Origin of the sequence: Natronoarchaeum sp. GCM10025321 (genome assembly GCF_042663585.1) — an archaeon.
GTDB lineage: Archaea > Halobacteriota > Halobacteria > Halobacteriales > Natronoarchaeaceae > Natranaeroarchaeum.
The window spans coordinates 1,905,778-1,928,356 of sequence record NZ_JBHTAN010000006.1 but is presented as its reverse complement, the minus strand read 5'-3'; the positions used below and the strand labels follow the sequence as shown (position 1 = coordinate 1,928,356).

Below are 22,579 nucleotides of genomic sequence, written 5' to 3'. Positions count from 1 at the left end.
ACTTTCTCAGAGTTTTCGAGTCGGGTTCTACAGGAGCACTCAGCGCCGGGGTACAGTGGCTATATCAGTCAGCGCCTTCGGGCCGCCCCGCACGAGTGAACTCGGTCAGGTCCACCTCCGCCTCTATCTCCGCCGGAGTCTCGTACGGGCGATTGACGACGATATCGCCAGCCCGCTGTTTGCCGATACCCGGAATCGCTGTCAGTTCGTCCATCGAGGCCGCGTTGACGTCGAGCGGGTAGGGAACCCCGGTCACCGACCGGTAGCCGTGATCGACAACCGCGATGTCGATCTTCCGGTCGAGTTCGAGTTCGCCCGGGATCCCGACCAGCAGGGGGTAGGTGCCGAGTTGGCGGCCGAACGTCTTGCCGTCCTGATGATACTCCAGGTGGACGTCCGGCAGGCGCGTCCCTGGGGACACGAGTCGCTGGAGCATCGGGTTGTCGATCTCTTCGCGAACTTCGCGCTTGTACTGTTTGAACTGCTTTTTGTGGTCGCGAGCGATCTCGGCGCCGGTCTCGGACATGTCGGTTCCGGCAAAGGCCATTACCTGCCGGATGTTGACCCGACGGAGCATGTAGCCCTCCTCGTAGACCCGGTGCAGGAAGCGCTTGTTGTGTGCGAACGTCTCCTCGCGCTCGCCCTTGAGACCGTGGACGAGGTTGATACCGGGAAGGAGTTTGGGGAGGCGGTTGGAAGCATCTGCCCCCCACGACGGCCCGGAGCCTGGCTCTTCACCCGGTCGCCACCCACCCTCCTCGTTGACGATCCGTACCGCTTCGAGACACTGGTCGGCGGTGACGTTCAGGTTGTTGTCGCTCATCACGTTCGGATCGGCGGATTCGAGGCCGAATGCGGCGGTGTCGCCGGCCGTGTTGTGCTCCGCGATGATCCGGATCCCCTCGCGGGCTAACTCCGGCCACTTGACGACCGTGATCGGATTCATGTTGTCGAGGTGGAGGGTCTCCAGATCCGGGGCGACCTCACGGATGCCGGCGTAGAGTTGGCGGAGCGCGTCGGGATTGGGCTTCTCGCCGTCCCCGCCGTACGCGAGGATGTCGGCCTGCCGGCCGAGGCGGAAGTGTTTCACGCCGTAGTCCGCGAGCAGGTCGACCTCGGTGACGACCGACGGCGGCGGCCGGAAGTCGGGGTCGCCGTAGAGCGGTTCGGTACAGAACGAACAGCGGTACGGACAGCCACGGGAGGTCTCCATCTCGCAGATCAGGTACTCGGGATGGTTCGGGTGCTGTTCGACGATGAAGGTGCCGTCGGCCGCCCAGCGGTCGATCTCCTCGTTCGAGCGCATCCGGTTGCCGAAGCCCTCGAGGCCGCTCTGGACGAGGTCGTAGGCCGCCGCCTCGATGTCGCCTTTCGCCACGAAATCATAATCCAGATCGTCGCGCTCGGTCTCGATGCCCCCCTCGTTCTCGTCGCCGACGCCGAACTTGACGGGGCCGCCCATCAGGGTCGTGCCCTTGGCCGTCCAGGCGAGTTCGCGGACCTCGTCCGGTTCGGCGGGTGTCCCGCCGACGTACTTGCCGGGGACCGTGATCCCGCCGACGTAACAGAACAGATCGGCGTTGGCGACGTCTGCCCACTTCGAGCGGTCGTCGCGGAGTTCGTCGATGGTGTGATAGGTGATCTGCTCGCGGGGCACGCCGGCATCGACCAGCGCCCCGGCGGTGTAGCGCGGATACGTCGAGATATACGGCGGAACCCCGAAATGGGCCGGTTCGTCGACGTAGCCGTCGACGATGGTCACGTCGAGTGTTGCGGGGTCAGTCATATCTCCTGATACAGCCTCGATGGGGAAAACCCATGCGAAAGCCCCCTGCGCCACAACCGCTACGGCCCCGTCGCGGCGAGTAAGGTTCTATTTACCTATTTCGGAGACGGCGACAGCGTCTGACGACTGTCTGACGCCCGAGGGGAAAGATAATTAACCTCCACTTAGTAACAGTGGGCAAGAATGGACTCAATCGTGGATGATGCCATTGACGAGGCCGAGGAGGGGGAGGAGGGGGACACGGAGCGAGGCAGCGCCACCCAGGACGTTAACCCGTCGGGGACGATGACCGACGACGAACTCGAAGACGTTCTACAGGACCTACAGACTAACATCACAGTCGTCGGCTGTGGCGGCGCGGGCGGCAACACCGTCGACCGGATGTTCGAGGAGGGGATTCACGGTGCGAAACTGGTCGCCGCGAACACCGACGTCCAGCATCTCGTCGAAATCGATGCCGACACCAAGATCCTGATGGGCGAGCAGAAGACACAGGGCCGCGGTGCTGGCTCGCTGCCGCAGGTCGGCGAGGAGGCCGCCATCGAAAGCCAGGAGGAGATCTACGACGCCGTCGACGGCTCCGATATGGTCTTCGTCACGGCAGGGCTCGGCGGCGGCACCGGCACCGGTAGCGCACCGGTCGTGGCCAAGGCGGCCCGGGAGAGCGGCGCGCTGACCATCGCCATCGTCACGACGCCGTTCACCGCTGAGGGGGAGGTGCGGCGGACCAACGCCGAAGCGGGGCTCGAACGGCTTCGCGACGTCGCCGACACCGTCATCGTCGTCCCGAACGACCGACTGCTCGACTCGGTCGGCAAGCTTCCCGTCCGGCAGGCGTTCAAAGTCAGCGACGAGGTGCTGATGCGCTCGGTCAAGGGAATCACCGAACTCATCACGAAGCCCGGTCTGGTCAATCTGGACTTCGCCGACGTCCGGACCGTTATGGAACGCGGCGGCGTCGCCATGATCGGCCTCGGCGAGTCCGACTCCGACTCGAAGGCACAGGACTCGGTGAAGACGGCGCTCCGATCGCCGCTGCTCGACGTCGATATCTCGGGCGCGAACTCCGCGCTGGTCAACGTCACCGGCGGGTCGGACATGTCCATCGAGGAGGCCGAAGGTGTCGTCGAGGAGATCTACGACCGGATCGACCCCGACGCCCGGATCATCTGGGGGACCTCCGTCGACGAGGAACTCGAAGGCATGATGCGGACGATGATCGTCGTCACGGGCGTCGACTCGCCCCAGATCTACGGGGGGAGCGACGAGGAGGAAGCAGAGGCCGAGACCCAGCCCCAGCAACAGCCTGCAGAGCAGGTCGAGGACATCGACTACGTCGACTGACACCGCTCCGTCCGTTTTCCGAAGTAGCTAGGTTCAGGGCGCTCCAGTACAACTCTCTCCTATGAGCGACAGCGCTTCGTCCGCGATCCGCGTCGGCGTCGACGTCGGTGGCACCTTTACCGACGTGACGCTGGTCGATGCGAACGGCGGGCTGACGACGGCGAAAGTCCCCACGACCGATGACCAGAGTGAGGGCGTCCGGGCAGGCATCGAGAAAGCCTGCGATGGGGCCGGACTCGATCCCTCGGAGATCGACCGGTTTCGCCACGCGACGACGGTCTCGGTCAACGCACTGCTCGAAGGCGCGGGTGCGACGACCGCGCTGGTGACGACCGAGGGGTTCCGGGATGTGGCCGAACTCGGCCGCCAGGATCGGCCGTCGCTGTACGATCTCTCCGATCGGCCGCCAGCGCCACTGGTCCCGCGCGAGCGCCGGTTCGAGGTGGATGAGCGCGTCACACCCGAGGGCGTCGAACAGACGGTCGATCCGGAGCAGGTACGCGACCTCGCTACCCGGATTCCGGACGATATCGAGAGCGTCGCGGTCTCGCTCTTGCACGCCTACGCCGAACCGGCGAACGAGCGCGTCGTCACGGACGTCCTGCGCGAGGAGCTAGCGGTGCCGGTCTCCGCCAGCCACGAGGTGCTTGCGGAGTTCCGCGAGTACGAACGCACCGCGACGACGACAGTCGACGCCTACGTCAGGCCCACCATCGAGGCGTACCTTTCCAGATTGACCGAGCGCGCGGCCGACGCCGGCATTCCTGCGCCCCGCGTGATGCAGTCAAACGGCGGCATCGCCGACGCCGAGACGGTCCGGTCCCGTGCCGTCACCTCTGTCCTCTCCGGGCCCGCCGCGGGCGTCGTCGGCGCGCGAGCAGTCACTGACCGCCTCGACCGCGCGGATCTCGTCACGTTCGACATGGGCGGGACCTCCAGCGACGTGAGTCTGATCCGAGCGGGAGCGGCCGAGCGGACGACCGAGGCGACCATCGACGGGCGACCGATCCGGGTCCCAGTTGTCGACGTCAACACCGTCGGTGCGGGCGGCGGCAGCATCGCGTGGGTCGACGCGGGCGGCGCGCTCCGGGTCGGTCCCCGATCGGCCGGCGCGTCGCCCGGACCCGCCTGCTACGGCCGCGGCGGCACCGATCCGACAGTGACAGATGCCGCCGTCGTGCTCGGCTACGTCGGCGCGAGTACTGAACTCGGCGGCGAACTATCGATCGATCGTGAGGCCGCAGTAGACGCACTCTCACGGCTCGCGGACGAGGCCGGGATGGACGACGCACTCGCGGCGGCGGAGGGCGTCTACGAGGTCGCAAACGCCAGTATGAGCCGACCGATCCGCTCGGTGACGGTCGAGCGCGGGCACGATCCCCGCTCGTTCGGGCTGGTAGCCTTTGGCGGCGCGGGACCGATGCACGCCGCCGCGCTGGCCGACCGACTCGACATCGACACGGTGGTCGTCCCGCGGGCGTGTGGCGTGCTCTCGGCGTACGGACTGCTTGCGGCCGACGAGAAACACGATGCCGTCCGCACTCATCGTGAACGGCTGGATACGCTGGATCCGTCCACGGCGGGGTCGATTCTCGATGACCTGCGCGCGGACGTGCTGGCATCGGCGAGCGACCCGGACGCCGCAGCGGTCGAGTACGCCGCGGATCTCCGGTACACCGGGCAGAGCTACGAACTTGCCGTGGAGATCGCTAGCGGAGCGGATGCCGTCGATCCCGCAGCGCTCGAAGGTGGATTCCACGCTGCTCACGAGCAGGCCCACGGCTACCGGATGGACGAACCGGTCGAACTGGTCAATCTCCGGGCGACGGCGACGATCCGCGAGTCGCCGCTGACCGTGGCGTACGAACCGGCAGGAGAGCCGCGGACCGGCGAGCGCGAGACCCGCTTCGGCGGCGAGTTCCACAGAACGCCGGTGTACGACCGGGAAGCGATCCCCCCGGGCACCGAACTCCCCGGGCCCAGAATCGTTGAGGGTGCGGAAAGCACCATCGTGGTCCCCCCGGCGTGGACCGGAACTGTCGAACGCGACGGAGCGCTCGTTCTGGAACGAGGTGAGACCGATGCCTGAGTCGTTCGATCCCGTCTCGCTGGAGATTCTCCGGAACCAGCTAGAGGGCGTCGCCGAGGAGATGGGCGAACTGCTGATCCGGAGCGCCTACTCGCCGAACATCAAGGAGCGCCGGGACTGCTCGACGGCGCTGTTCGACGCGGCCGGTCGACTGGTCGCCCAGGCCGAACATATCCCGGTCCACCTCGGCGCGATGCCCGAGGCCGTCGAGGCCGTGCTCGACCGGGATCCAGCGCCCGGAGACGTCTTCGTTCTCAACGATCCCTATGCGGGCGGCACCCACCTGCCGGACGTGACGATGGTCTCACCGATCACGGTCGAGGGGTCGATCATCGCCTACGGTGTCTCCCGCGCCCATCACGCCGACGTCGGTGGGATGTCTCCCGGTAGCATGCCCGCCGGGGCAACAGAGATCGTACAGGAAGGATTACGGATCCCGCCGACCCGACTCGTCGACGGTGGCGACCCACGCGAGGAGGTTCGCGCCCTCCTGTTGTCGAACGTCAGAAACCCGGACGAGCGCCGGGCCGACCTGCGCGCCCAGCGAGCAGCAAACGACCGGGCGGCCGAGCGCGTCGCGGATCTGGCCTCCGAGTACGGCGTCGACCGGCTCTGGGACGGCTTCGCCGCAGTACAGGAGTACTCTCGCCGTCGGATGGCAGAAGAGATCGGGTCGCTCCCTGACGGCACCTACCACGCTACGGACGTGCTAGAGGGGGATGGCCAGACCGACGAAGAGATCCGGATCGAGGCGGCTGTCACGGTCGATGGCGAGTCGCTCTCGGTCGATTTCAGGGGGACCGATCCACAGGTCGGCGGCAACGTCAACGCCCCGCTTGCAGTCGCGAAGAGCGCAGTCTACTTCGTCGTCCGCTGTCTCACTGATCCGGAAATCCCCGCAAACGGTGGCTGTTACGATCCGCTCTCGATCAGCGTTCCGGAGGGGACGTTGCTGAATCCGACCCCGCCCGCGGCCGTGGTCGGCGGGAACGTCGAGACGAGCCAGCGCGTCACCGACGTCGTCTTCGCCGCCTTCACCGACGCCGTCCCCGACCGGGTCCCGGCCCACGGACAGGGGACGATGAACAACCTCGTCGTCGGGTCAGACGAGTTCACCTACTACGAGACGATCGGGGGTGGCGGCGGTGCACTGCCCGACGCCGACGGGATCGACGGGCGGCAGGTCGGCATGACGAACACGCTAAACACGCCGGTCGAGTCGATCGAGACGGAGTATCCGCTGCGCGTCGAGCGGTATCGCCTCCGTCCGGACAGCGGCGGCGAGGGGCAGTACCGCGGTGGCTGGGGCGTCGAGCGGTCCATCCGACTTCTCACCGACGCCACAGTCTCGCTACTTACCGAACGTCGGTCGGTCGCACCCGCAGGAGTGGCCGGCGGCAAGCCTGGGGCGACGGGCGAGAACCTGATCGACGGCGAACCGGTACCTGCCAAGACCACCCGCTCGCTCTCCGCCGGAACGACGGTGACTATCCGGACACCGGGTGGTGGCGGCTACGGCACTCCCGATGACCGCTCGAACGACTCACGCCGAGACCAGTGACGAGCAGCGCGAGTCCGAGAGCTGATATTTCGATTCCGGAACACGTCATCGACGGGTAGAAAGATAGAAAAAGGCCCCTCTGCTAGATGCCACATAACCATGGACGTCCCTCTAGATCTCACATCGTACGTACGGGTCCTCAAGATGGCCAGTACGCCGGGGTGGGACGAGTTCTCACAGGTCGCCAAGATCGCCGGTGCCGGCATCCTCGTCGTCGGACTCATCGGCTTCCTCATTGCCGCGATAATGCTGCACCTGGTGCCGCCGTACGAGGGCGGCTTCTTCCTTGCAGCAGCCCTCATCGGAGCGTGATCCCGGATGGGAATCTATGCAGTCAAAACGACCGCAAGCCAGGAACGCACCGTCGCGGACATGATCATGACCCGCGAGGAGGACGACATCCACGCCGCGCTAGCACCTGACTCGCTGACCAGTTACGTGATGGTCGAGGCGGACGACGACGCCGTCCTCTCGCGCGTCCTCGACGAGATCCCACACGCCCGCAGTATCGTCCCGGGCGAGAGCGGCGTCTCGGAGGTCGAACACTTCCTCTCGCCGACGCCGGACGTCGAAGGGATCGCCGAAGGAGACATCGTCGAACTCATCGCCGGGCCGTTCAAAGGCGAGAAAGCACAGGTCCAGCGGATCGACGAGGGGAAGGACCAGGTGACGGTCGAACTCTACGAGGCGACGGTTCCGATTCCGGTGACCGTTCGAGGCGACCAGATCCGCGTGCTGGATAGCGACGAGCGGTAGGCTGTTCCACGGTTCTGTACTCCGAGCGGCAGACTGTTTTCGGTTTTCCCACTCCGAGTAGTAGCCGGTCCGACGGTTCTGTGCTGTGAACACGGAGCGCGAACGGAGTGTTAGCCCGGATTCTTTGACGAAGTGAAGCAAGGGAACCGCACGGGGAGTAACAGATGGCCGCGTGCTACAGCGAATCGCCGTCGTTCAGACGCGCAACGACTTTCTGGAGATCCGCGGTGTTCTCGACTTCCGCTTTGATTTCCTCGCGCTCGCGGACGTCGTCCGAGTCCGCGTCGTACGCGCGGACGTACTCGGCACGAGTGTGTTCGTTGAAGGCGTGGCGGAGCGCCAGATAGCCGTCCGGCACGACGACGCCACAGACCTTGCACTCGCGGCGCTGGTGCTCGCTCGTCTGGTGGATGATCGTATCTTCGACCTCCTCGAACACCTCGCCACAGCCGTTGATCCCGCATGCCCAGGTCATTACTACACTCGTCTCCGGCGAGGGAGTAAAACCCTTCGGCACTCAGGCCCGCTCACGGTCGAGAGTCCTCGCGCGCTCGCTGATCCAGCCGATCCCGGCGAACTCGTAGGCGCGGTCGAGTAACCACATGTACAGGACGATCCCCTGAACGAGGAAGACGTTCGTCAGCAGGAAAAACAGCGCCTCCTCGATCGGCAGGCCGGCGATCGTGAGTCCGGTCGTGTATATCTCCGAGATCGACCAGATCCCGAGGTCGATCGCGATCCGGTCGGCAACACAGAGGTACAGCGTCGGAACGGCAAGCGCCACCGCGACGAGACGCGGGACTTCCCGGAGCAGGTACGTGATACCGAACGCCCACTGAATGGCGAGGATTGGGCCCGCCCAGAGTAATAATGAACCGAGGTAGAACGTCGACGCGGTTCCCATGAGGACCCACCCCAGCGCGCTGACCCCCACCCCACCGAGTGCGCCCAGGATCCTGTGCGAGACTGGGATCAGCAGCGACCGATCCTCGACAGTCAGGAACTGGAACAGCCAGAACGCCGTCAGGACTGGCTGGAGAATAAAGAAGAGATACTCCTCGATCGGCGTGTGCCAGATCGTCGCGAGGACCGCGCCGTCGCCGTACCACCAGACCCCACGCGGGATCAGCAGGTTCGTCCAAGGCGTCGTATAGACGAGGGCGAGAACCAACATGATGATGAGCCCGGAAAGCGGTGCTCTCCCCCAACTGGCACTCTCGCGGCGCGCTGCCAGCCAGCCCAACAAAAGCAGCGGCGGGAGGATAAACACCAGGTGAAACCCCAGATAGGTGAGTGGAGGGCTCATCGCCGATCACCGGCCAGATGTCGCGAGCCCTCCCGCAGGGAACGGGGACCAGTGCTCGGACGACACCTTCCCAGAGCGTGGCAAGGGCTGTGCCGGTGAGTGCGATTTCTCATTACAACTTCGGTTGCAACCCGGTGTACTAATGAACTTTACCTTACTAGTTAGGGTCGATATACGCTTCGACGAGTTTCCGCTCGGCCGCCCGCAAGTGCTGGTGGAACGTCTGGCGGGTGATCCCCAGCGTGCTCGCGACCTCCTCGCCGTCGACCTCCCGCGGCCACTCGAAGTAGCCGTTCATATGTGCCGTTTTCAGCGACGTGCGCTGTCGCTTTGTGAGACGGTCGTCGATTTCCGAGGTGAACTCGCGGGAGGTCTCCTCCCGTTTGTCGCGCTCGCTTTTCGATCTGAGTTCGACGCGGTCGTATAGCGACTCCAGAAGTTCGAGCACTGATCGAACGTCGTATTTCGGAGGGACTTCGAGCGAGAGCGTTGCTCTCGTCGGTTCTGCCGTGATGTTGACGACCGATACACCGTAGTCGGCGATCCTGTCGAACGGCTCTTTCGAGGACATCTCGATTGCGAGGGTGTACCCATCCTCGGTCTCGGATATTTGGCGGACGCTCTCGACGAACGGAAGCGTGAGCAGGTCGCTCCGATCGCCCTCCACTCGCGGCGTCCGGATATACGCTTCACAGTCGTCCTCGCCCGTGAGTCCGACGTACTCGACGTCGCTACCGAGCACCTCCGAGAACGCCGAGAGCGGGAACGAGCGGTCGTAGATCTCGACTTCTAGCTCGATGACGTTCTCCGTCGACAGTATCCGCGCCGTTTCGACGGCGTTCAGGCCGCTCGCGATCATCTGGCCGATCGACGCGAACAGTTGTTCCTCGCGGCTATCGAGGGCATCCTCGCTGTCGGCGTAGACGCCCAGGAGGCCGTACCGTTTCTGTTGGTAGATAAGCGGTACGACGGCGAACCGTCTGGTCCCGACCGATGCTGGATCCAGAACACTACACTGTTCGGCTTCGGCAGCACAGGACTCGACTTTCCCGGATTCGAGCGCGTCCTGTAGGACGGTCGGCATGGATTCGACGGCTAGCTTCGAGTCGATATCGCCGACAGTTCCCGAGGAAGCGGACAGCTGAAACGTGGTATCTGTCGGGTTCGTCGTTCCGATCCAGCTTGCGACGTAGCCTTCCGAATCCACTATCTCGTCGCACACCTCCTGCATGATGATTTCGCGTTCGTTCTCCTCGACGAGGATACGCGAGATTTCGCTGAGAAGCCCATTGACACGCGTGATAACACGTTGAAGCACGGTTCGCTCCGTCGCTAGCTTCTCTGCACGTTCTTCCGCGAGTCGTTCGGCGGTCTTCCGGTCGGTGATGTCGTTCTGGAACCCGACGTAATGAACGACTTCTCCATCGTCGTCGTGGATCGGCGCGACCGTCAACTGGTTCCAGAACGGCGTTCCGTCGCTTCTGTAGTTTCGGATCTCGACGGTCACTGGCTCCTCCTCTGCGATCGCGTTTGACAGTTTTTCGACAGTCTTTGGATCGGTCTCGGGTCCCTGCAGTATCCGTGGGTTCCGTCCGAGCATGTGTTCTTCGTCGTAGCCGGTTAACTCGGACCACGCCTCGTTAACGAACACGAGCGGGTTCCCCGAGAGGGACGGATCGCTCATCGTCATTCCGATCGGTGCCTCGTGGGCCACCCGGGAGATCTCCTCGGGCGTCGGTCTGTGATCCGAGATATCCTGCTGTTGTACGGGGAGTCCTCTCGACGACGTGACGTCGTCTACCTCCGAGCGCAACTGACGCAAGGACTCGGACCCGTTTTTGCGGAGGAATCGGCTGACACCGTTCTCGAAGGCTCGGGTGGTTACCCCCTGCTCGTCAGAGTCAGTAAAGAGGACCACCGGAAGTTCCGGGTAGGCTTCTCGTACGGCCGACAGGAGGGCGACCCCGTCGTCTCCCGGCAGTTCGTACTCGCTCACCAGACAGTCGAACTGATCGCCGGAGAGTTTTGCCAGCGCGCTCGTCGCGCGTTCTACGCGGACGACCTGACACCCCGCCTTATCGAGGGTATCCTCGATTCTATCGGCCCCACTATCCGGATGTACCAGTAGTGCCCGGGCGCTAGACATGGGTATGAATTGGTTCCGATCGAATAATATCTTCGGGTATGTCACCTCTGACACATTATTGTATAAAAACAGCCGTTTATGTCCCAGAGCGTCTAGGTATTGCGTTTGTTGCGATCTATAAAGGATAGCAGCGCGAGTACCCCGACCCACCGTGGTCGGGGGTGAAGCGCGTCACAACACGAACTTTTAACAAGTTCCAAATCATACCAGAATACACTGCAGTCGTCCAAACTCACCCAAACCTTGTCGTTCGGACTAGACATCCACACGGGGAGTGACGACGACCTGCAAACCGGCTGTCTCGAATCACGACGTATCCGCAACGAAACCAACCGCCTCGACCGACAAGGCGGTGACTGGAGTGACATCAAATCAACTGTCGTGGATAACGCGAACCACGTCAAAAACACCAGTCAACTCATCGTTGACAAGGCACTGGGGGAAATCGAAACGTACCACGACAACAAAGACGACGATGGGGGTCGGCCATACCCCTACATCGACGGGATGTACCCGATGGTGATGAACCACGAAGAAGGCTACCGCCTATTCCCCGAAAATGGTGGGTTAATTCGGTTCCGAGTCACGGCCACGAGAGGCACCCACGTCAAAGGTGAACTCCGTGGCAGCCCCGACCACTTCGACCGACTCCAGACAGCGTTCAACGACGATGAGTGGCGGGTTGGAACGGCTGAAGTTGTTCACAAACACGACGAGTGGCGGCTCCACGTTACCGTCACACACGAGACGCATCGAGTGGCCAACAAAGTCGATGCAGATACGATTGTTGGCGTGGATGTGAACGAGGACTGCATCGCTCTCGCTGCGATGAGTCGTGACGGCGCAATAAAGGACTCAGTAGTGTTTGAGTATCCGTCGGTGAAAGAACAGCGCCACGAGTTTTTCACCAAGCGAAAGCGGATGCAGAAAGCAGGACAGACCGCGTTCGAGACGGTCGTTCAAACTGAAGAACGCGACTATGTTCACGACTGTCTGCACAAAGTATCGCGTCGAGTAGTTGAATGGGTGTCGCAGTTCACGAACCCGCTTTTTGTCTTTGAAGACCTCAAAGACATGCGAGACTCCATCGACTACGGAACGCGAATGAACCGTCGCCTCCACTCACTGCGTTCGCTGCACTCCAAAACATGGTGTCGTACAAAGCTGCGTGGGACGGGATTCCCTCTGACGAGGTTGACCCTGAGTACACGAGTCAGCGATGCCCGAGAACGGAGTGCCAGCACACTGAACGAGGGAATCGCCACAAGAAACGGTTCAAGTGCGAGAAGTGTGGTTTTCAAGACCACGCTGATAGGAAGGCGGCGGTGTGCGTTGTGCAGAACTGGTTAGACGAAGAAACTGGAAATGTGCCGTCTCTCAACAAGCTTCCCCGCGTGAAGAAGATGAGACGGGCGGCATCGGGGGCTGGTGGAGGCCCCGACTCTCACGGAGCAATTTACGCTTCGGGTGTTCACCGACACGGAACGTCGGCGCAAGACTCTCAGAGTCAAGCGCGAGAGGAATTAAAGACCGTTGCCTCAGCTGTGCAGGACTAAACACGGACGCCCCGCGCCACCGTGCGCGGGGTACTTCACGTCGTTCGATATATGTCTCTCAGTCGAAATGAAATCAGAATCTGCTGCTTGCCGAGAGGGTGGCATGGGGTCATTTGTTGGTGGTCACCATACTAGTAAGGTTGTACTCTTTTTATGTAACCGTACTGCTGGACTAATGTATTCATGTTAGAGGCGATAGCGGGTGATATAGCGACGCTAGCACAGTTCGAACTGATCCTCGAAATGACGCAGACGGACGTTTATAACGAAATCATCGACGACCAGTTGCTTAACCTGTCGCTTTGGGTTAATATCGCGCTGGCTGGGTTGTCGATCCTCCTGTTCGTCTATATGGGACGTAACGTCGAGGATCCACGGTCACAGCTGATCTTCGTGGCGACGCTGATGGTCCCGCTTGTTTCCATCTCCAGTTACACCGGGCTTGCATCCGGGTTGACGATGAGTTTCGAGACAATGCCGGCGGGGCATGCACTCGCGGGCGAGGAAGTACTGAGCCTGTGGGGCAGATATCTCACGTGGGCACTGTCGACGCCGATGATCCTACTTGCCCTCGGATTGCTGGCCGGATCTAACATTACGAAGATATTCACCGCCATAACCGCAGACATCGGGATGTGCGTGACCGGCCTCGCCGCCGCGCTGACCACGTCCTCGCACGGCCTGCGATGGTTCTGGTACTTCATCAGTTGCATGTTCTTCGTGGCCGTGCTGTACGTGATCCTCGTCGAGTGGCCGGAGGACGCTGAAGCCGCCGGGACAGCCAGCATCTTCAACACGCTGAAGTTGCTGACTGTCGCGATGTGGCTCGGTTACCCGATCGTCTGGGCGCTCGGTGCCGAAGGCCTCGCAGTCATCGAGAGCGTTGCCCTCACGTCCTGGGCGTACTCGCTCCTCGACATCGTCGCGAAGTACATCTTCGCGTTCTTGCTGCTGAACTGGGTTGCAACCAACGAGTCGGTTATCGCAAACATGCCGTCGCTCAGCAGCGAGTCGACCAGCGGTGCCGCCCCGACTGACGACTGACATCCGTCGCCGACCCGCAGTTCGTCCTTTTTTATGCGACAACACCAACAGTAACCCATGACCGGTAGGACAATTCCGACTGCACGGGGTGTCGTCGATGCCGTCTCCGGAACCCGCCTCGACGGCCCCGTTCGGCTGGCGCTCCTTCCAGGGTGGCTCACGCTCGTCATCGCGTCGGTCGCCGTCTCGGTGCTCGGGAGCGATATTCCGCTGTCGATACAGCTTCTTCCGCTGTTCGTGAGTGCACTCCTGCTTGGGCTTCCGCATGGCGCGGTCGACCACCTCGTCGCTCCCCGCGCAAAAGGCACCGGGCTGACGACCCGCTCGATGGCCGAGGTCGGCGTAGTCTACGCGCTCCTCGGCGGCGGCTACGCCATAGTCTGGATCCTCTCCCCCGTAGTTGCGTTCGTATTTTTTATTCTACTCACCTGGTTCCACTGGGGGCAGGGCGACGTCCACCCGCTGCGTGAAATCGTGGGAGCCGACCACGTTCGCGGCTTCGGCGGGACGGCACTGACCGCGCTCGTTCGCGGCGGCGCGCCGATGCTCGTGCCCCTCGTCGCGTTTCCCGGCGAGTACCGGCGCGTCGCTGGCTGGATCGTCGGTGTCGTCGACCCCGGTGCGGTCTCCGCGCTCGATCCCGTATTCACCGCGGAGGCTCGGCTTTTAGTCGGACTGGGCTACGGGCTTCTCGTCGTCGCAACGCTCGCTATCGGGCGGATCCGCGCGAGCAACGACCGTGGCTGGCGGATCGATGCCGCCGAGACCCTGCTGTTGGTTCTGTTCTTCACAACGGTGCCGCCACTGCTTGCGATCGGTCTGTACTTTTGCTTCTGGCACTCGCTGCGGCATATCGTCCGCTATCTCCTGCTCGACGACGATATCGAAACGGCGATTTCCCGCGGCGCGGTGCGCAGGCCCCTTGTCCGGTTCACCCGGGACGCGCTTCCGCTGACCCTGCTCGCGCTCGTGTTCGGCGTCGGATTCGTGGCGTTTCTGCCCGAAGCGAGTACCGACCCGGAGAGCCTGATGGGTGTCTATCTGGTCTTCATCGCCGTGTTGACGCTCCCGCACGTCGCCTTCGTCTCCCTGCTCGATCACTACGACGGCTTCTGGCGGCGGTGAGGACACGCCGATACCGCAACCGCTAATTCAGATCGCCGGAAACTCGCCTGCGTGAACGAACGAGACGGGACGCGAGTCGATCTTCACGTGAAGATGCTCGACGATGCAATCGTCGACCGGGCGAAAGACTGTGGGATCGACGTGCTGGTGTACGCACCGCATTTCAAGTCGCTCCCCGAAATCGAGCGCCGAGCGAAGCGGTACTCCGACGACGAACTGCTGGTCGTCCCTGCCCGCGAGGTGTTCACTGGCAACTGGACGAACCGCAAACACGTTCTCGCGATAGGCCTTTCCGACCCGATCCCCGACTTCATTCCGCTCGACGCCGCGATGGCCGAACTCGAACGGCAGGACGCTACGGTCGTCGTCCCGCATCCGGAGTTCCTGACTGTGGGGCTGACCGAAGGGAACATTGTCGACTATCGAGATACTATCGATGCGATCGAAGTGTACAACCTGAAACACTGGTCCCGACACACCGCTCGCGCCCGCGAGATCGCCGAAACGGTCGACGTGCCGGTGACTGGATCGTCCTACGCACATCTCGCCGGATCCGTAGGCGCCGCGTGGACAGCCTTCGAGCGCAATATCGACACCGCGACAGACCTGTGTGCGGGATTGCAGGAGGGAGTACCTCGACAGGTCTGTCGGCGAACGGGTCGGCGTTACCGCCTCCAGTCAGCGGCGGAGTTCGCACATCTGGGCTGGGAGAACACGTGGACAAAGTTCGATCGGATCGTGCTGTCGGGGCCCGAGCCAACAGCGCCGACACAGCCAGTGTACGACGGTCGGTTCGACAACGTTGCCGTCTATTAGATACCGAGCGACTGTCGGGCGGCGTCGAGCGCCATCAGCGGCACGTCGTAGATGATGAGCGCTGCCACGACGAGTTCCCCAACAGTGACGATCAGGGTCATCAGTGTCGAGCGGTTGCTGCTCACGGCGACGCCAATCGGGAGCCCGAACTCCTCCTTCCAGAGCGGATAGAACAGCGCGATGCCGCGCTTGCTCCCGGCGATATCGAGCACGTAGTGTGTCAGGACGCCGATCCAGACGTACTGGAGGTTGCCGCCGAAAAAGTACGGAAACGCGACGAACAGACCCAGTATCGGGAGGTTATGCAGGGTCTTCCGGTGTTTCCCGAAGTCGGTGTCGACGTCCGGAAACAGCGCGCCGAGCGTGACCGGGATGCCGACTGCAACCATCGTGAGAAACGTCGTTTCGTCGCCGGACGGTTCCAGCAGGTAGGCGAGACCGATGCTCAGAAAGATACCGTTGAGGACGTGTCCTTTTTTATTCATTCGTGGGTGGGCGTTGCTTCCTCTCGGCTCTCATGCTGGATGATACTTTCCCTTTGTGGAGACGTACTGGCCACTCGTTCACGACTCCGTCCGGACCTCCATGAGGACGTCCTCGAGCGCCTGTCGGGCCGTCGCAGCACGGACTGCGGCCCGGTCGCCGTCGAACTCGTACCGGGAGACGGTGGTGTACGAGTCGTTCGTCCCCCACGGTGCGGCGTACGCGACTCCGATAAACACGGTTCCGACCGGCGTCTCCTCTGTCCCCCCGTCGGGGCCGGCGACGCCGGTTACGCCGACGCCCCAGGTGGTGTCTGCGGTATCACGAACGCCACTCGCCATCTGTTCGGCGACCGGTTTGCTGACCGCGCCGTGCTGGTCGAGCGCCTCGCGGTTGACGCCGAGAAGCTGTCGTTTGGCGTCGTAGGCATAGGTGACGAGCGACCGGTCGAAGTAATCACTGGAGCCCGGTACTGCGGTGAGCATCGTTCCGATCAGTCCGCCAGTGCACGATTCCGCCGCGGCGATGGTGCCGTTGCGCTCGCGGAGCGCGTCGCCGAGTTCGTCGACGAGTTCGGTTTCGGTCGGCTGGAGTTCGTCTTCCGGTTCGTTCATGTCGGTGGGTCGGTCGGCTTCCTCTTGAATCCACGCCGTCTCGAAAGACACACCTATCATGGCTCGAACCGATCCCTATGGAGAACGAGCGGCCGCTGTTCTTTCAGGTCATGGCGTACGCCGATCAGTCGGACCAGGACGTGATCAGTATGGTGAGCGGCAGTCCGGACTGGGAGGCACCCGCCGTGCTCCGCGATGGACTCAGGGAGTACGCGGGCGGGGAGCCGTCGACGTTTCAGTACCAACCCAGCGAGGGGCTGACGAAGCTTCGTGCCGAAATCGCCGAGCGCCGGGGGGTCGACATGGAGCGCGTAGTCGTCACGAACGGCGGCGCGGAGGCGAACTATCTCGCGATGGCGGCGGCGATGGAGCGCAAGCGCGGTGACGAGGTGTTGCTCACTGATCCCGTCTACCCGTACTATCCACAGAAAGCCACCATGCTGGATGGCACTCCCCGGTACGTCCCCGTCGCCGAAGACGGCTCTCTCGATCCGGCACGGGTCCGTGAGGCCGCCAGCGAGGACACTGCGATGATCGTTGTGTCCACGCCGAACAACCCCACCGGCGCCGTCTACGACGAGGCGACGATGCGCGAACTCGTGGCGATAGCCGAGGACGTCGACGCGCTGTTGATCAGCGACGAAGTGTACGACCATTTCGATTACTCCGGGACGTTCACGAGCGCGCTATCTATCGACTCCGCACATCGGATCGTCACCAACTCCTTCTCGAAGTCACTCGCGATCACGGGCTTTCGCGTGGGCTACACCGTCCTTCCGGAGCAGCTGGTCGACGACGTAAAAACGCGACACATGCTGGTCAACGTGGCCGGGAGTCGCCCTGCCCAGTACGCCGTCCTGCAGGCCCTACAGGAGACCGGGACGGAGTACTACCGGAAGAACCGCGAGCGGATGCAGGCACGGATCGAGGCGTTCACCCGCGGTCTGGATCGTGCAGGTGCCGAGTACACGACGCCCGAGGGGGGGTTCTACGTGCTCGCCCGCTTTCCCGACTTTCCGGGGACACTCGCGAACGTCGAGCAGTTGATCGATGACACCGGCGTTGCGGGGATGCCCGGCGAGGCCTTTGGCGGCGCACGCGAGGAGTGGCTACGGTTCGCGCTGCTGTCGCCCCGCGCCGAGGAGGCGGCCGACCGACTCGGAGAGTACTTCGCCTAGCACAGCCCTCTCGGGGTAGTCGGACTACGGGTCGGCACTGCTGACCCTTCGCGTCCGCGTGCTCTGGTCGCCCGATCACATATAAACCGACGAGTACACAAGTCCCCGCGCGGTAGCGCCAGCCATGAGTAGTATCGACGTCGAGGCGGTCGACGAGGTCGAGGAGGAGTCCGAAGAGCCGGCCAATGAAGACGTTGCGCCCGTGGATGACGGCGATATGCAGGTAGACGTCGAATCCCGAGCGGAGATCGCACCCGAGACGCCCGAGTACGTCCTGTACGGCGGCAAAGGCGGCGTCGGGAAGACCACGATGGCGGCCGCGACCGCGCTGGCTAGCGCCGAGTCCGGGACGAAGACGCTGGTCGTCTCGACCGATCCGGCCCATTCGCTCTCCGATACGTTCGAGACCGACATCTCGCCGCGCCCGGAACGCGTACGCGAGAACGTCCCGCTGTATGCCGCCGAAATCGACCCCGACGACGCGATGGAGGACAACGCCGCGATGTTCGGTGGCGGCGACCCTGCTGGCGGTCCCGAGATGGGTGCAGATGCGGGCGGAGAGGGCGGCATGGGCGGTCTCGGTGACATGCTCGGCGGCGAGGGGCCGATGGACATGCTGATGGGCGGATCGATGCCCGGATCCGACGAGGCGGTTGCCATCCAGAAGCTGATCGAGTACATGGACGACCCGCGATTCGACCGGGTCGTCGTCGACACCGCGCCGACGGGTCACACCCTGCGACTGCTGGAACTGCCGGAGATCATGGATACGATGGTCGGCCGAATCGTCGCCCTGCGCGAACGCTTCAGCGGGATGCTCGACGGCGTCAAGGGGATGTTCGGCGGCGAGGAGGCCACGCAGGAGGAGGGCGTCGACGAACTGCGCGAACTCAGCGACCGGATCGAACGTCTCCGGGCGACGCTGCGGGACCCCGCACAGACCGACTTCCGCGTCGTGATGGTGCCCGAGGAGATGAGCGTCCTCGAGAGCCAGCGTCTCATCGACCAGCTAGTGGAGTTCGAGATTCCCGTCGAGACGGTCGTCGTAAACAAGGTGATGGAGGACCTCGCGGACGTGACAGACGCGGTCGATGCCGACCAGTTCGTCACGCCGAACCTCGACAGTTGCGAGTTCTGCCAGCGCCGCTGGGACGTTCAGCAGGACGCCCTGCAGTCGGCCCAGGACGTGTTCCGCGGGCACGACATCAAGCGCGTCCCGCTCTTTGCCGACGAGGTACGCGGCGAACGGATGCTCAGGATCGTCGGGCAGTGTCTGGCCTGATCAGACGAACCTGAAGACGAGTGCCCACTGACGTGCCGGTGTAAAAGGATCGAAACCTACTTTCTCGACGCCCCTGATGGCCAATCATGACGACTGCGGTCTACTTCGACCTCGACGGGACGCTGCTCGAATACAGCAGCCCATTCGCGGAGCTATTTACACGAACGGTTCCCACCGACGCCAGCGAGGACATGATCGAAACCTACTCCAGAAACGTGCTCGCAGGAATCAGCCAGAGTGACGAAAGACCCTACGAACAGGCGTTCGATGCGGTTCGTGTCGAGTACGACCTCGACGTTGATCCAGCGGCGCTTGCGAAGAAGTATATCGAGACGGAAGCCGACGCGACGCGGTTGTCGCCCTCGGTCCGCGGGCTCGTGGAAGCTATCGCAACACAGCATCCGACCGGCATCCTGACGAACGGCGACGGACGCATGCAACGGCGGAAGATCGAAACGCACGGTCTTGCCGAACTCGTCGATACCGTCATCGTTTCGGGCGAAGTCGGCACGCGGAAGCCGGACAACGGCATCTTCGAGATTGCCAGAGAGCGACTCCCCGCAGACACGTTCGTCTATATCGGCGATACGTTCGAGGAGGATATCGTTCCCGCCCGTGAAGCGGGGTTCGAGACGGTCTACATCGGCGATGACGACCGCCCGGACGCGCCAGTGGCTGCCAGCGACATGGAGGAACTGGCCGCACTACTTCGTCCGTTACTCGACGACTGAGTGTAGGCGCTCACTACACGAACCGCCGCACAACGCCGAACAGTGCGTCCCGGATCGGATCGGGAGTAAGTCGAGCAAGCGAACTCAGTTTCCCGAACGAGCCGACCGGATAGCGCGAGTTGGGATCCGGGCTGTTCGCCGCTTCGAGAATCGTCTCCGCGACCTGTTTCGCCTCGACGGACCCGAACCCGCCGCCCCCGATCAACTGGGTGTCCTCGATCACCGAGTAGAACCAGTCGTACGCGCCCGAGCGCTCCAGCGCTTCCGTCCTGGACTGCACGTTGTCGCTGAACGAGGTGTTCACCGGTCCCGGTTCGACCAGTGCGACATCGATATCGAACGGCTCGACCTCGGGGCGGAGCGCGTCGCTCATCGCTTCGAGCGCGAACTTCGAGCCAGCGTAGACGCCGCCACCGGGATGCGAGACCCGGCCAACGACGCTGGAGACGTTGACGATGGTTCCGCGCTCGCGCTCGCGCATGTGCGGGAGGACGGCCCGGGTCAGCCGATGTGGCCCGTAGACGTTGACGTCGAACTGCTCGTGGACGACCTCGGTTGGGACCTCCTCGATCGGTCCCATCTGCCCGTAGCCGGCGTTGTTGACCAGCGCGTCGACCCGGCCGGTCTCGCTGATAACTCGCTCGACGACCTGGCGTACCTGGTTGACGTCGGTGACGTCCAGAGTCGCCGTCTCACAGCCAGCCTCACCGAGGTCAGCGATATCGTCGGTGTCGCGTGCGGTGGCGTAGACTCTCCACCCGTCGTCGTCGAGAAAGGCCTTCGCGGCCTCGCGTCCGATCCCCGACGAACAGCCCGTGATGAGCACCGTCTTCAGTCGGCCGCCCTCCTGCGGCGGCGTTTCGCTCGTCTCGTCGTCTCGCGTATCGGCCATATACCTCAATTATCAGCCAGGTAATTAAGCATAGGAGAAATCTCCGCAGGGTCGGGCCGACATTCACTCCGTGATCAGGGACTTCGCCTCCTCGGCGTAGGCATCGGCGCGACGCGTCGGTTCGGGAAGCTTGTAGCCCTCGGTGAGTGCCAGCACGAGGTCGGTCACCGTGTCGTTGCTCACCCGATGGCCAGGGCTGACGTACAGCGGGTTGATGTGTCTGTCGGGCGAGTCGTACTGGCGGGTCTGGAGGGCGTGGCCGATCACCGTCCCGTCCGGGGCAGTCACGCTGTCGTCGGCCTCGATGGGAACGCGCTCGCCTTCGGGCAGTCCCTCGACGGACTCGGTCGGCGTCCCACAGAGCAGGTTCTTCGCGACGCCGATGCTGGGGAGGTCCAGAACGACGCCCATGTGTGTGGCGATTCCGGCCTCGCGAAAGTGGATGCGCCCGCTCCCGTCGAACAGGACGAGGTCGGGGTCGACGGAGAGACGCTCGAAGGCGTCGAGAATCGGCCCGCCCTCGCGGAACGCAAGCAGGCCGGGAACGTACGGGATCGAGAGGTCAGTGACGGCGTAGACGCGCTCTACAACCTCACCGCCCCGAGAAACGACGATCGCACTGATCGCCCGGTCGTCCAGAAACGCCTGATCGACGCCGGCGACGAGCGGCAGTTCCTCGCCGAGTACCGACAGCGGGCCGTCGGTGATCGCCGCCGGATCGAACTCCAGGTCGTCCGTGAACGTCGCCGCGGCGGCGATTTCGCGTTGCTGGGCCTTCATCTCCTGACGGCTACTGTCGGGATCGGGAGCGAGGTCGGGACGGGCGAGCGTTGCGGAGTCGGACATCCGTCTTTCAGAAGCGTCCGCGTCCGGGGCCGCCGGGGCCGCCCGGACCACCGGGGCCGCCACCGCCGCCGCCCAGTTGAAGCTGGTTCGGCGTCCGGATCTGTCCTTTCACGTAGTTGCCGTAGGCCAGGCCGACAGCAAGCCCGATCAGGTGCGCAACGTGTGCGACGCCGCCGCCGACGCCCGGCGCGCTGGCCGCGAATATGGAGTAGCCGGCGAACAGCACCGTCAGCAGCCAGATCGGCATCGGGATGATGAAGTAGACGTACACCTTCAGGCTGGGGTTCAGAATCGTCAGGACACCCATGATCGCCAGCGCCGCGCCGCTTGCGCCGAGGACGGGAACGGCGTTACCCATGAGCAGCCCGATTCCGATCTGTCCGAGTCCGGCGAGGATGCCACTCACGATGAACAGCACGGCGAAATCGCGCGATCCGACGTAGTTCTCGACCAGCCGGCCGAAGAAGTAGATCACGATGCTGTTGACCGCGATGTGGAAGAGGCCGCCGTGCGCGAAGATGGAGGTGACCCACGTCCAGACGTACAGCGGGTTGGCCGGATCGAGCGTAAAGAGCGCCTGAAACAGGCCGAGATCGTAGATGCCCGGGTTCCCGGTGATGCCGGTGAACGTCTGGACGACTAGCTGTGCGGCGAACGTGACCCACATCAAGACGAGGAACACGAAGGTCATATTGCCGCGGAAATAGCCGAGCGGGCCGCCCGGTCCCGTGTTGATCCCGAGCCGTTCGGTCAGGCTCTTCGAACTGGTCGAGTCCTCGACGGTGTCGTCGAAGCCGCTGTCGAAGACGCCGTCTGGATCGTTCCACTGGGTGAGGCCCGGACAGTCGTGATTTTCCGGTAGACGATGCTCCGGACAGAACGTGCCGCCGCACTCGCTACAGTTGTACGGCATGTTCTCTTCGCGCCCGCACACGTCGCATTTCGCCATTTGATACACCTTCGGGCGGCCGTCAAAAGGGGTTTGCGGTCCGACGGGCTTCGCGGTTGGTCCGGAGGGATTCGG

The 22,579-nt window shown here is 63.3% G+C and carries 21 protein-coding genes and 1 pseudogene; 13 read left to right on the top strand and 9 right to left on the bottom strand.

Translation table 11 applies throughout. The features are described 5' to 3' along the window. Nucleotides 1-64: 64 nt before the first annotated feature. Nucleotides 65-1,786: a radical SAM protein gene (locus tag ACFQL3_RS12695; RefSeq protein WP_377054837.1), complete on the bottom strand. Its 1,722-nt coding sequence runs from the start codon at nucleotides 1,784-1,786 to the stop codon at nucleotides 65-67. Between the two features lie 183 nt (nucleotides 1,787-1,969). Here ACFQL3_RS12695 and ftsZ point away from each other — a divergent pair, with 183 nt between their 5' ends. The 5 genes from ftsZ (at nucleotide 1,970) to ACFQL3_RS12670 (ending at nucleotide 7,536) form a co-directional block, all read left to right on the top strand. Further along, a complete protein-coding gene (ftsZ, locus tag ACFQL3_RS12690; RefSeq protein WP_377054835.1) occupies nucleotides 1,970-3,130 on the top strand; it encodes a cell division protein FtsZ in 1,161 nt (386 codons plus the stop codon). 61 nt (nucleotides 3,131-3,191) lie between these two features. Further along, a complete protein-coding gene (locus tag ACFQL3_RS12685; protein WP_377054832.1) occupies nucleotides 3,192-5,219 on the top strand; it encodes a hydantoinase/oxoprolinase family protein in 2,028 nt (675 codons plus the stop codon). After that, nucleotides 5,212-6,780, top strand: coding sequence for a hydantoinase B/oxoprolinase family protein (locus ACFQL3_RS12680; protein WP_377054830.1), 1,569 nt, complete (start codon nucleotides 5,212-5,214; stop codon nucleotides 6,778-6,780). The genes ACFQL3_RS12685 and ACFQL3_RS12680 overlap by 8 nt, the downstream gene beginning before the upstream one ends. A gap of 99 nt (nucleotides 6,781-6,879) precedes the next feature. Beyond that, nucleotides 6,880-7,092: a protein translocase SEC61 complex subunit gamma gene (locus tag ACFQL3_RS12675; RefSeq protein ID WP_377054828.1), complete on the top strand. Its 213-nt coding sequence runs from the start codon at nucleotides 6,880-6,882 to the stop codon at nucleotides 7,090-7,092. A gap of 6 nt (nucleotides 7,093-7,098) precedes the next feature. Continuing rightward, a complete protein-coding gene (locus ACFQL3_RS12670; protein ID WP_377054826.1) occupies nucleotides 7,099-7,536 on the top strand; it encodes a transcription elongation factor Spt5 in 438 nt (145 codons plus the stop codon). A 175-nt stretch (nucleotides 7,537-7,711) separates the two neighbouring features. Here the strand turns inward: ACFQL3_RS12670 and ACFQL3_RS12665 are convergent, their stop codons facing one another. The 3 genes from ACFQL3_RS12665 to ACFQL3_RS12655 form a co-directional block, all read right to left on the bottom strand. Beyond that, the gene (locus ACFQL3_RS12665; protein ID WP_377054824.1) at nucleotides 7,712-8,011 is read right to left on the bottom strand and encodes a DUF7565 family protein; all 300 of its coding nucleotides are present in this window, start codon (nucleotides 8,009-8,011) and stop codon (nucleotides 7,712-7,714) included. Nucleotides 8,012-8,053: 42 nt separating this feature from the next. Next, on the bottom strand, nucleotides 8,054-8,842 hold the full coding sequence (locus ACFQL3_RS12660; RefSeq protein WP_377054822.1) for a lycopene cyclase domain-containing protein: 789 nt from the start codon (nucleotides 8,840-8,842) through the stop codon (nucleotides 8,054-8,056). A 157-nt stretch (nucleotides 8,843-8,999) separates the two neighbouring features. Continuing rightward, entirely contained in the window at nucleotides 9,000-10,988 is a 1,989-nt protein-coding gene (locus tag ACFQL3_RS12655) for a bacterio-opsin activator domain-containing protein (RefSeq protein WP_377054820.1), read from the bottom strand. A gap of 507 nt (nucleotides 10,989-11,495) precedes the next feature. Between ACFQL3_RS12655 and ACFQL3_RS12650 the strand changes: the two are divergent. The 5 genes and pseudogenes from ACFQL3_RS12650 to ACFQL3_RS12630 all read left to right on the top strand — a co-directional run. Further along, nucleotides 11,496-12,119 (top strand): annotated as a pseudogene (locus ACFQL3_RS12650) (IS200/IS605 family accessory protein TnpB-related protein); the annotation flags it as partial. Between the two features lie 17 nt (nucleotides 12,120-12,136). After that, entirely contained in the window at nucleotides 12,137-12,544 is a 408-nt protein-coding gene (locus ACFQL3_RS12645; RefSeq protein ID WP_377054818.1) for a zinc ribbon domain-containing protein, read from the top strand. A 183-nt stretch (nucleotides 12,545-12,727) separates the two neighbouring features. Next, nucleotides 12,728-13,588 (top strand): bacteriorhodopsin, encoded by an 861-nt coding sequence (locus ACFQL3_RS12640; RefSeq protein WP_377054816.1) that lies wholly within the window; start codon nucleotides 12,728-12,730, stop codon nucleotides 13,586-13,588. 57 nt (nucleotides 13,589-13,645) lie between these two features. Beyond that, nucleotides 13,646-14,713 carry a Brp/Blh family beta-carotene 15,15'-dioxygenase gene (locus ACFQL3_RS12635; protein WP_377054815.1) on the top strand — a complete coding sequence of 356 codons (1,068 nt, stop codon included), beginning with the start codon at nucleotides 13,646-13,648 and terminating at the stop codon, nucleotides 14,711-14,713. Nucleotides 14,714-14,764: 51 nt separating this feature from the next. Next, nucleotides 14,765-15,529: a PHP-associated domain-containing protein gene (locus tag ACFQL3_RS12630; RefSeq protein ID WP_377054813.1), complete on the top strand. Its 765-nt coding sequence runs from the start codon at nucleotides 14,765-14,767 to the stop codon at nucleotides 15,527-15,529. On the opposite strand, the gene ACFQL3_RS12625 is transcribed toward ACFQL3_RS12630, so the two are convergent. Beyond that, on the bottom strand, nucleotides 15,526-16,014 hold the full coding sequence (locus tag ACFQL3_RS12625) for a metal-dependent hydrolase (RefSeq protein ID WP_377054811.1): 489 nt from the start codon (nucleotides 16,012-16,014) through the stop codon (nucleotides 15,526-15,528). The two genes, ACFQL3_RS12630 and ACFQL3_RS12625, sit on opposite strands and share 4 nt — an antisense overlap. A 78-nt stretch (nucleotides 16,015-16,092) precedes the next feature. Then, a complete protein-coding gene (locus ACFQL3_RS12620; protein WP_377057098.1) occupies nucleotides 16,093-16,626 on the bottom strand; it encodes a CinA family protein in 534 nt (177 codons plus the stop codon). Between the two features lie 77 nt (nucleotides 16,627-16,703). Between ACFQL3_RS12620 and ACFQL3_RS12615 the strand changes: the two genes are divergently transcribed. From ACFQL3_RS12615 to ACFQL3_RS12605, 3 genes are all read left to right on the top strand, one after another. Next, a complete protein-coding gene (locus ACFQL3_RS12615) occupies nucleotides 16,704-17,804 on the top strand; it encodes a pyridoxal phosphate-dependent aminotransferase (RefSeq protein ID WP_377054809.1) in 1,101 nt (366 codons plus the stop codon). A gap of 124 nt (nucleotides 17,805-17,928) precedes the next feature. After that, nucleotides 17,929-19,086, top strand: coding sequence for an ArsA family ATPase (locus ACFQL3_RS12610; RefSeq protein WP_377054807.1), 1,158 nt, complete (start codon nucleotides 17,929-17,931; stop codon nucleotides 19,084-19,086). 86 nt (nucleotides 19,087-19,172) lie between these two features. After that, on the top strand, nucleotides 19,173-19,817 hold the full coding sequence (locus ACFQL3_RS12605; protein WP_377054805.1) for an HAD family hydrolase: 645 nt from the start codon (nucleotides 19,173-19,175) through the stop codon (nucleotides 19,815-19,817). A gap of 13 nt (nucleotides 19,818-19,830) precedes the next feature. Here the strand turns inward: ACFQL3_RS12605 and ACFQL3_RS12600 are convergent, their stop codons facing one another. From ACFQL3_RS12600 to ACFQL3_RS12590, 3 genes are all read right to left on the bottom strand, one after another. Beyond that, on the bottom strand, nucleotides 19,831-20,709 hold the full coding sequence (locus ACFQL3_RS12600) for an SDR family oxidoreductase (protein WP_377054803.1): 879 nt from the start codon (nucleotides 20,707-20,709) through the stop codon (nucleotides 19,831-19,833). A 63-nt stretch (nucleotides 20,710-20,772) separates the two neighbouring features. After that, nucleotides 20,773-21,555, bottom strand: a complete 783-nt coding sequence (locus tag ACFQL3_RS12595) for an endonuclease V (protein WP_377054801.1) — start codon at nucleotides 21,553-21,555, stop codon at nucleotides 20,773-20,775. 7 nt (nucleotides 21,556-21,562) lie between these two features. Next, nucleotides 21,563-22,504, bottom strand: coding sequence for a rhomboid family intramembrane serine protease (locus ACFQL3_RS12590; RefSeq protein WP_377054799.1), 942 nt, complete (start codon nucleotides 22,502-22,504; stop codon nucleotides 21,563-21,565). Nucleotides 22,505-22,579: the final 75 nt, after the last annotated feature.

Excerpts from the sequence above, each read along its gene's own strand:
- ACFQL3_RS12695 (WP_377054837.1), bottom strand. The coding sequence starts at position 1,786 with ATGACTGACCCCGCAACACTCGACGTGACCATCGTCGACGGCTACGTC.
- ftsZ (WP_377054835.1), top strand. The coding sequence starts at position 1,970 with ATGGACTCAATCGTGGATGATGCCATTGACGAGGCCGAGGAGGGGGAG.
- ACFQL3_RS12685 (WP_377054832.1), top strand. The coding sequence starts at position 3,192 with ATGAGCGACAGCGCTTCGTCCGCGATCCGCGTCGGCGTCGACGTCGGT.
- ACFQL3_RS12680 (WP_377054830.1), top strand. The coding sequence starts at position 5,212 with ATGCCTGAGTCGTTCGATCCCGTCTCGCTGGAGATTCTCCGGAACCAG.
- ACFQL3_RS12675 (WP_377054828.1), top strand. The coding sequence starts at position 6,880 with ATGGACGTCCCTCTAGATCTCACATCGTACGTACGGGTCCTCAAGATG.
- ACFQL3_RS12670 (WP_377054826.1), top strand. The coding sequence starts at position 7,099 with ATGGGAATCTATGCAGTCAAAACGACCGCAAGCCAGGAACGCACCGTC.
- ACFQL3_RS12665 (WP_377054824.1), bottom strand. The coding sequence starts at position 8,011 with ATGACCTGGGCATGCGGGATCAACGGCTGTGGCGAGGTGTTCGAGGAG.
- ACFQL3_RS12660 (WP_377054822.1), bottom strand. The coding sequence starts at position 8,842 with ATGAGCCCTCCACTCACCTATCTGGGGTTTCACCTGGTGTTTATCCTC.
- ACFQL3_RS12655 (WP_377054820.1), bottom strand. The coding sequence starts at position 10,988 with ATGTCTAGCGCCCGGGCACTACTGGTACATCCGGATAGTGGGGCCGAT.
- ACFQL3_RS12645 (WP_377054818.1), top strand. The coding sequence starts at position 12,137 with ATGGTGTCGTACAAAGCTGCGTGGGACGGGATTCCCTCTGACGAGGTT.
- ACFQL3_RS12640 (WP_377054816.1), top strand. The coding sequence starts at position 12,728 with ATGTTAGAGGCGATAGCGGGTGATATAGCGACGCTAGCACAGTTCGAA.
- ACFQL3_RS12635 (WP_377054815.1), top strand. The coding sequence starts at position 13,646 with ATGACCGGTAGGACAATTCCGACTGCACGGGGTGTCGTCGATGCCGTC.
- ACFQL3_RS12625 (WP_377054811.1), bottom strand. The coding sequence starts at position 16,014 with ATGAATAAAAAAGGACACGTCCTCAACGGTATCTTTCTGAGCATCGGT.
- ACFQL3_RS12620 (WP_377057098.1), bottom strand. The coding sequence starts at position 16,626 with ATGAACGAACCGGAAGACGAACTCCAGCCGACCGAAACCGAACTCGTC.
- ACFQL3_RS12615 (WP_377054809.1), top strand. The coding sequence starts at position 16,704 with ATGGAGAACGAGCGGCCGCTGTTCTTTCAGGTCATGGCGTACGCCGAT.
- ACFQL3_RS12610 (WP_377054807.1), top strand. The coding sequence starts at position 17,929 with ATGAGTAGTATCGACGTCGAGGCGGTCGACGAGGTCGAGGAGGAGTCC.
- ACFQL3_RS12605 (WP_377054805.1), top strand. The coding sequence starts at position 19,173 with ATGACGACTGCGGTCTACTTCGACCTCGACGGGACGCTGCTCGAATAC.
- ACFQL3_RS12600 (WP_377054803.1), bottom strand. The coding sequence starts at position 20,709 with ATGGCCGATACGCGAGACGACGAGACGAGCGAAACGCCGCCGCAGGAG.
- ACFQL3_RS12595 (WP_377054801.1), bottom strand. The coding sequence starts at position 21,555 with ATGTCCGACTCCGCAACGCTCGCCCGTCCCGACCTCGCTCCCGATCCC.
- ACFQL3_RS12590 (WP_377054799.1), bottom strand. The coding sequence starts at position 22,504 with ATGGCGAAATGCGACGTGTGCGGGCGCGAAGAGAACATGCCGTACAAC.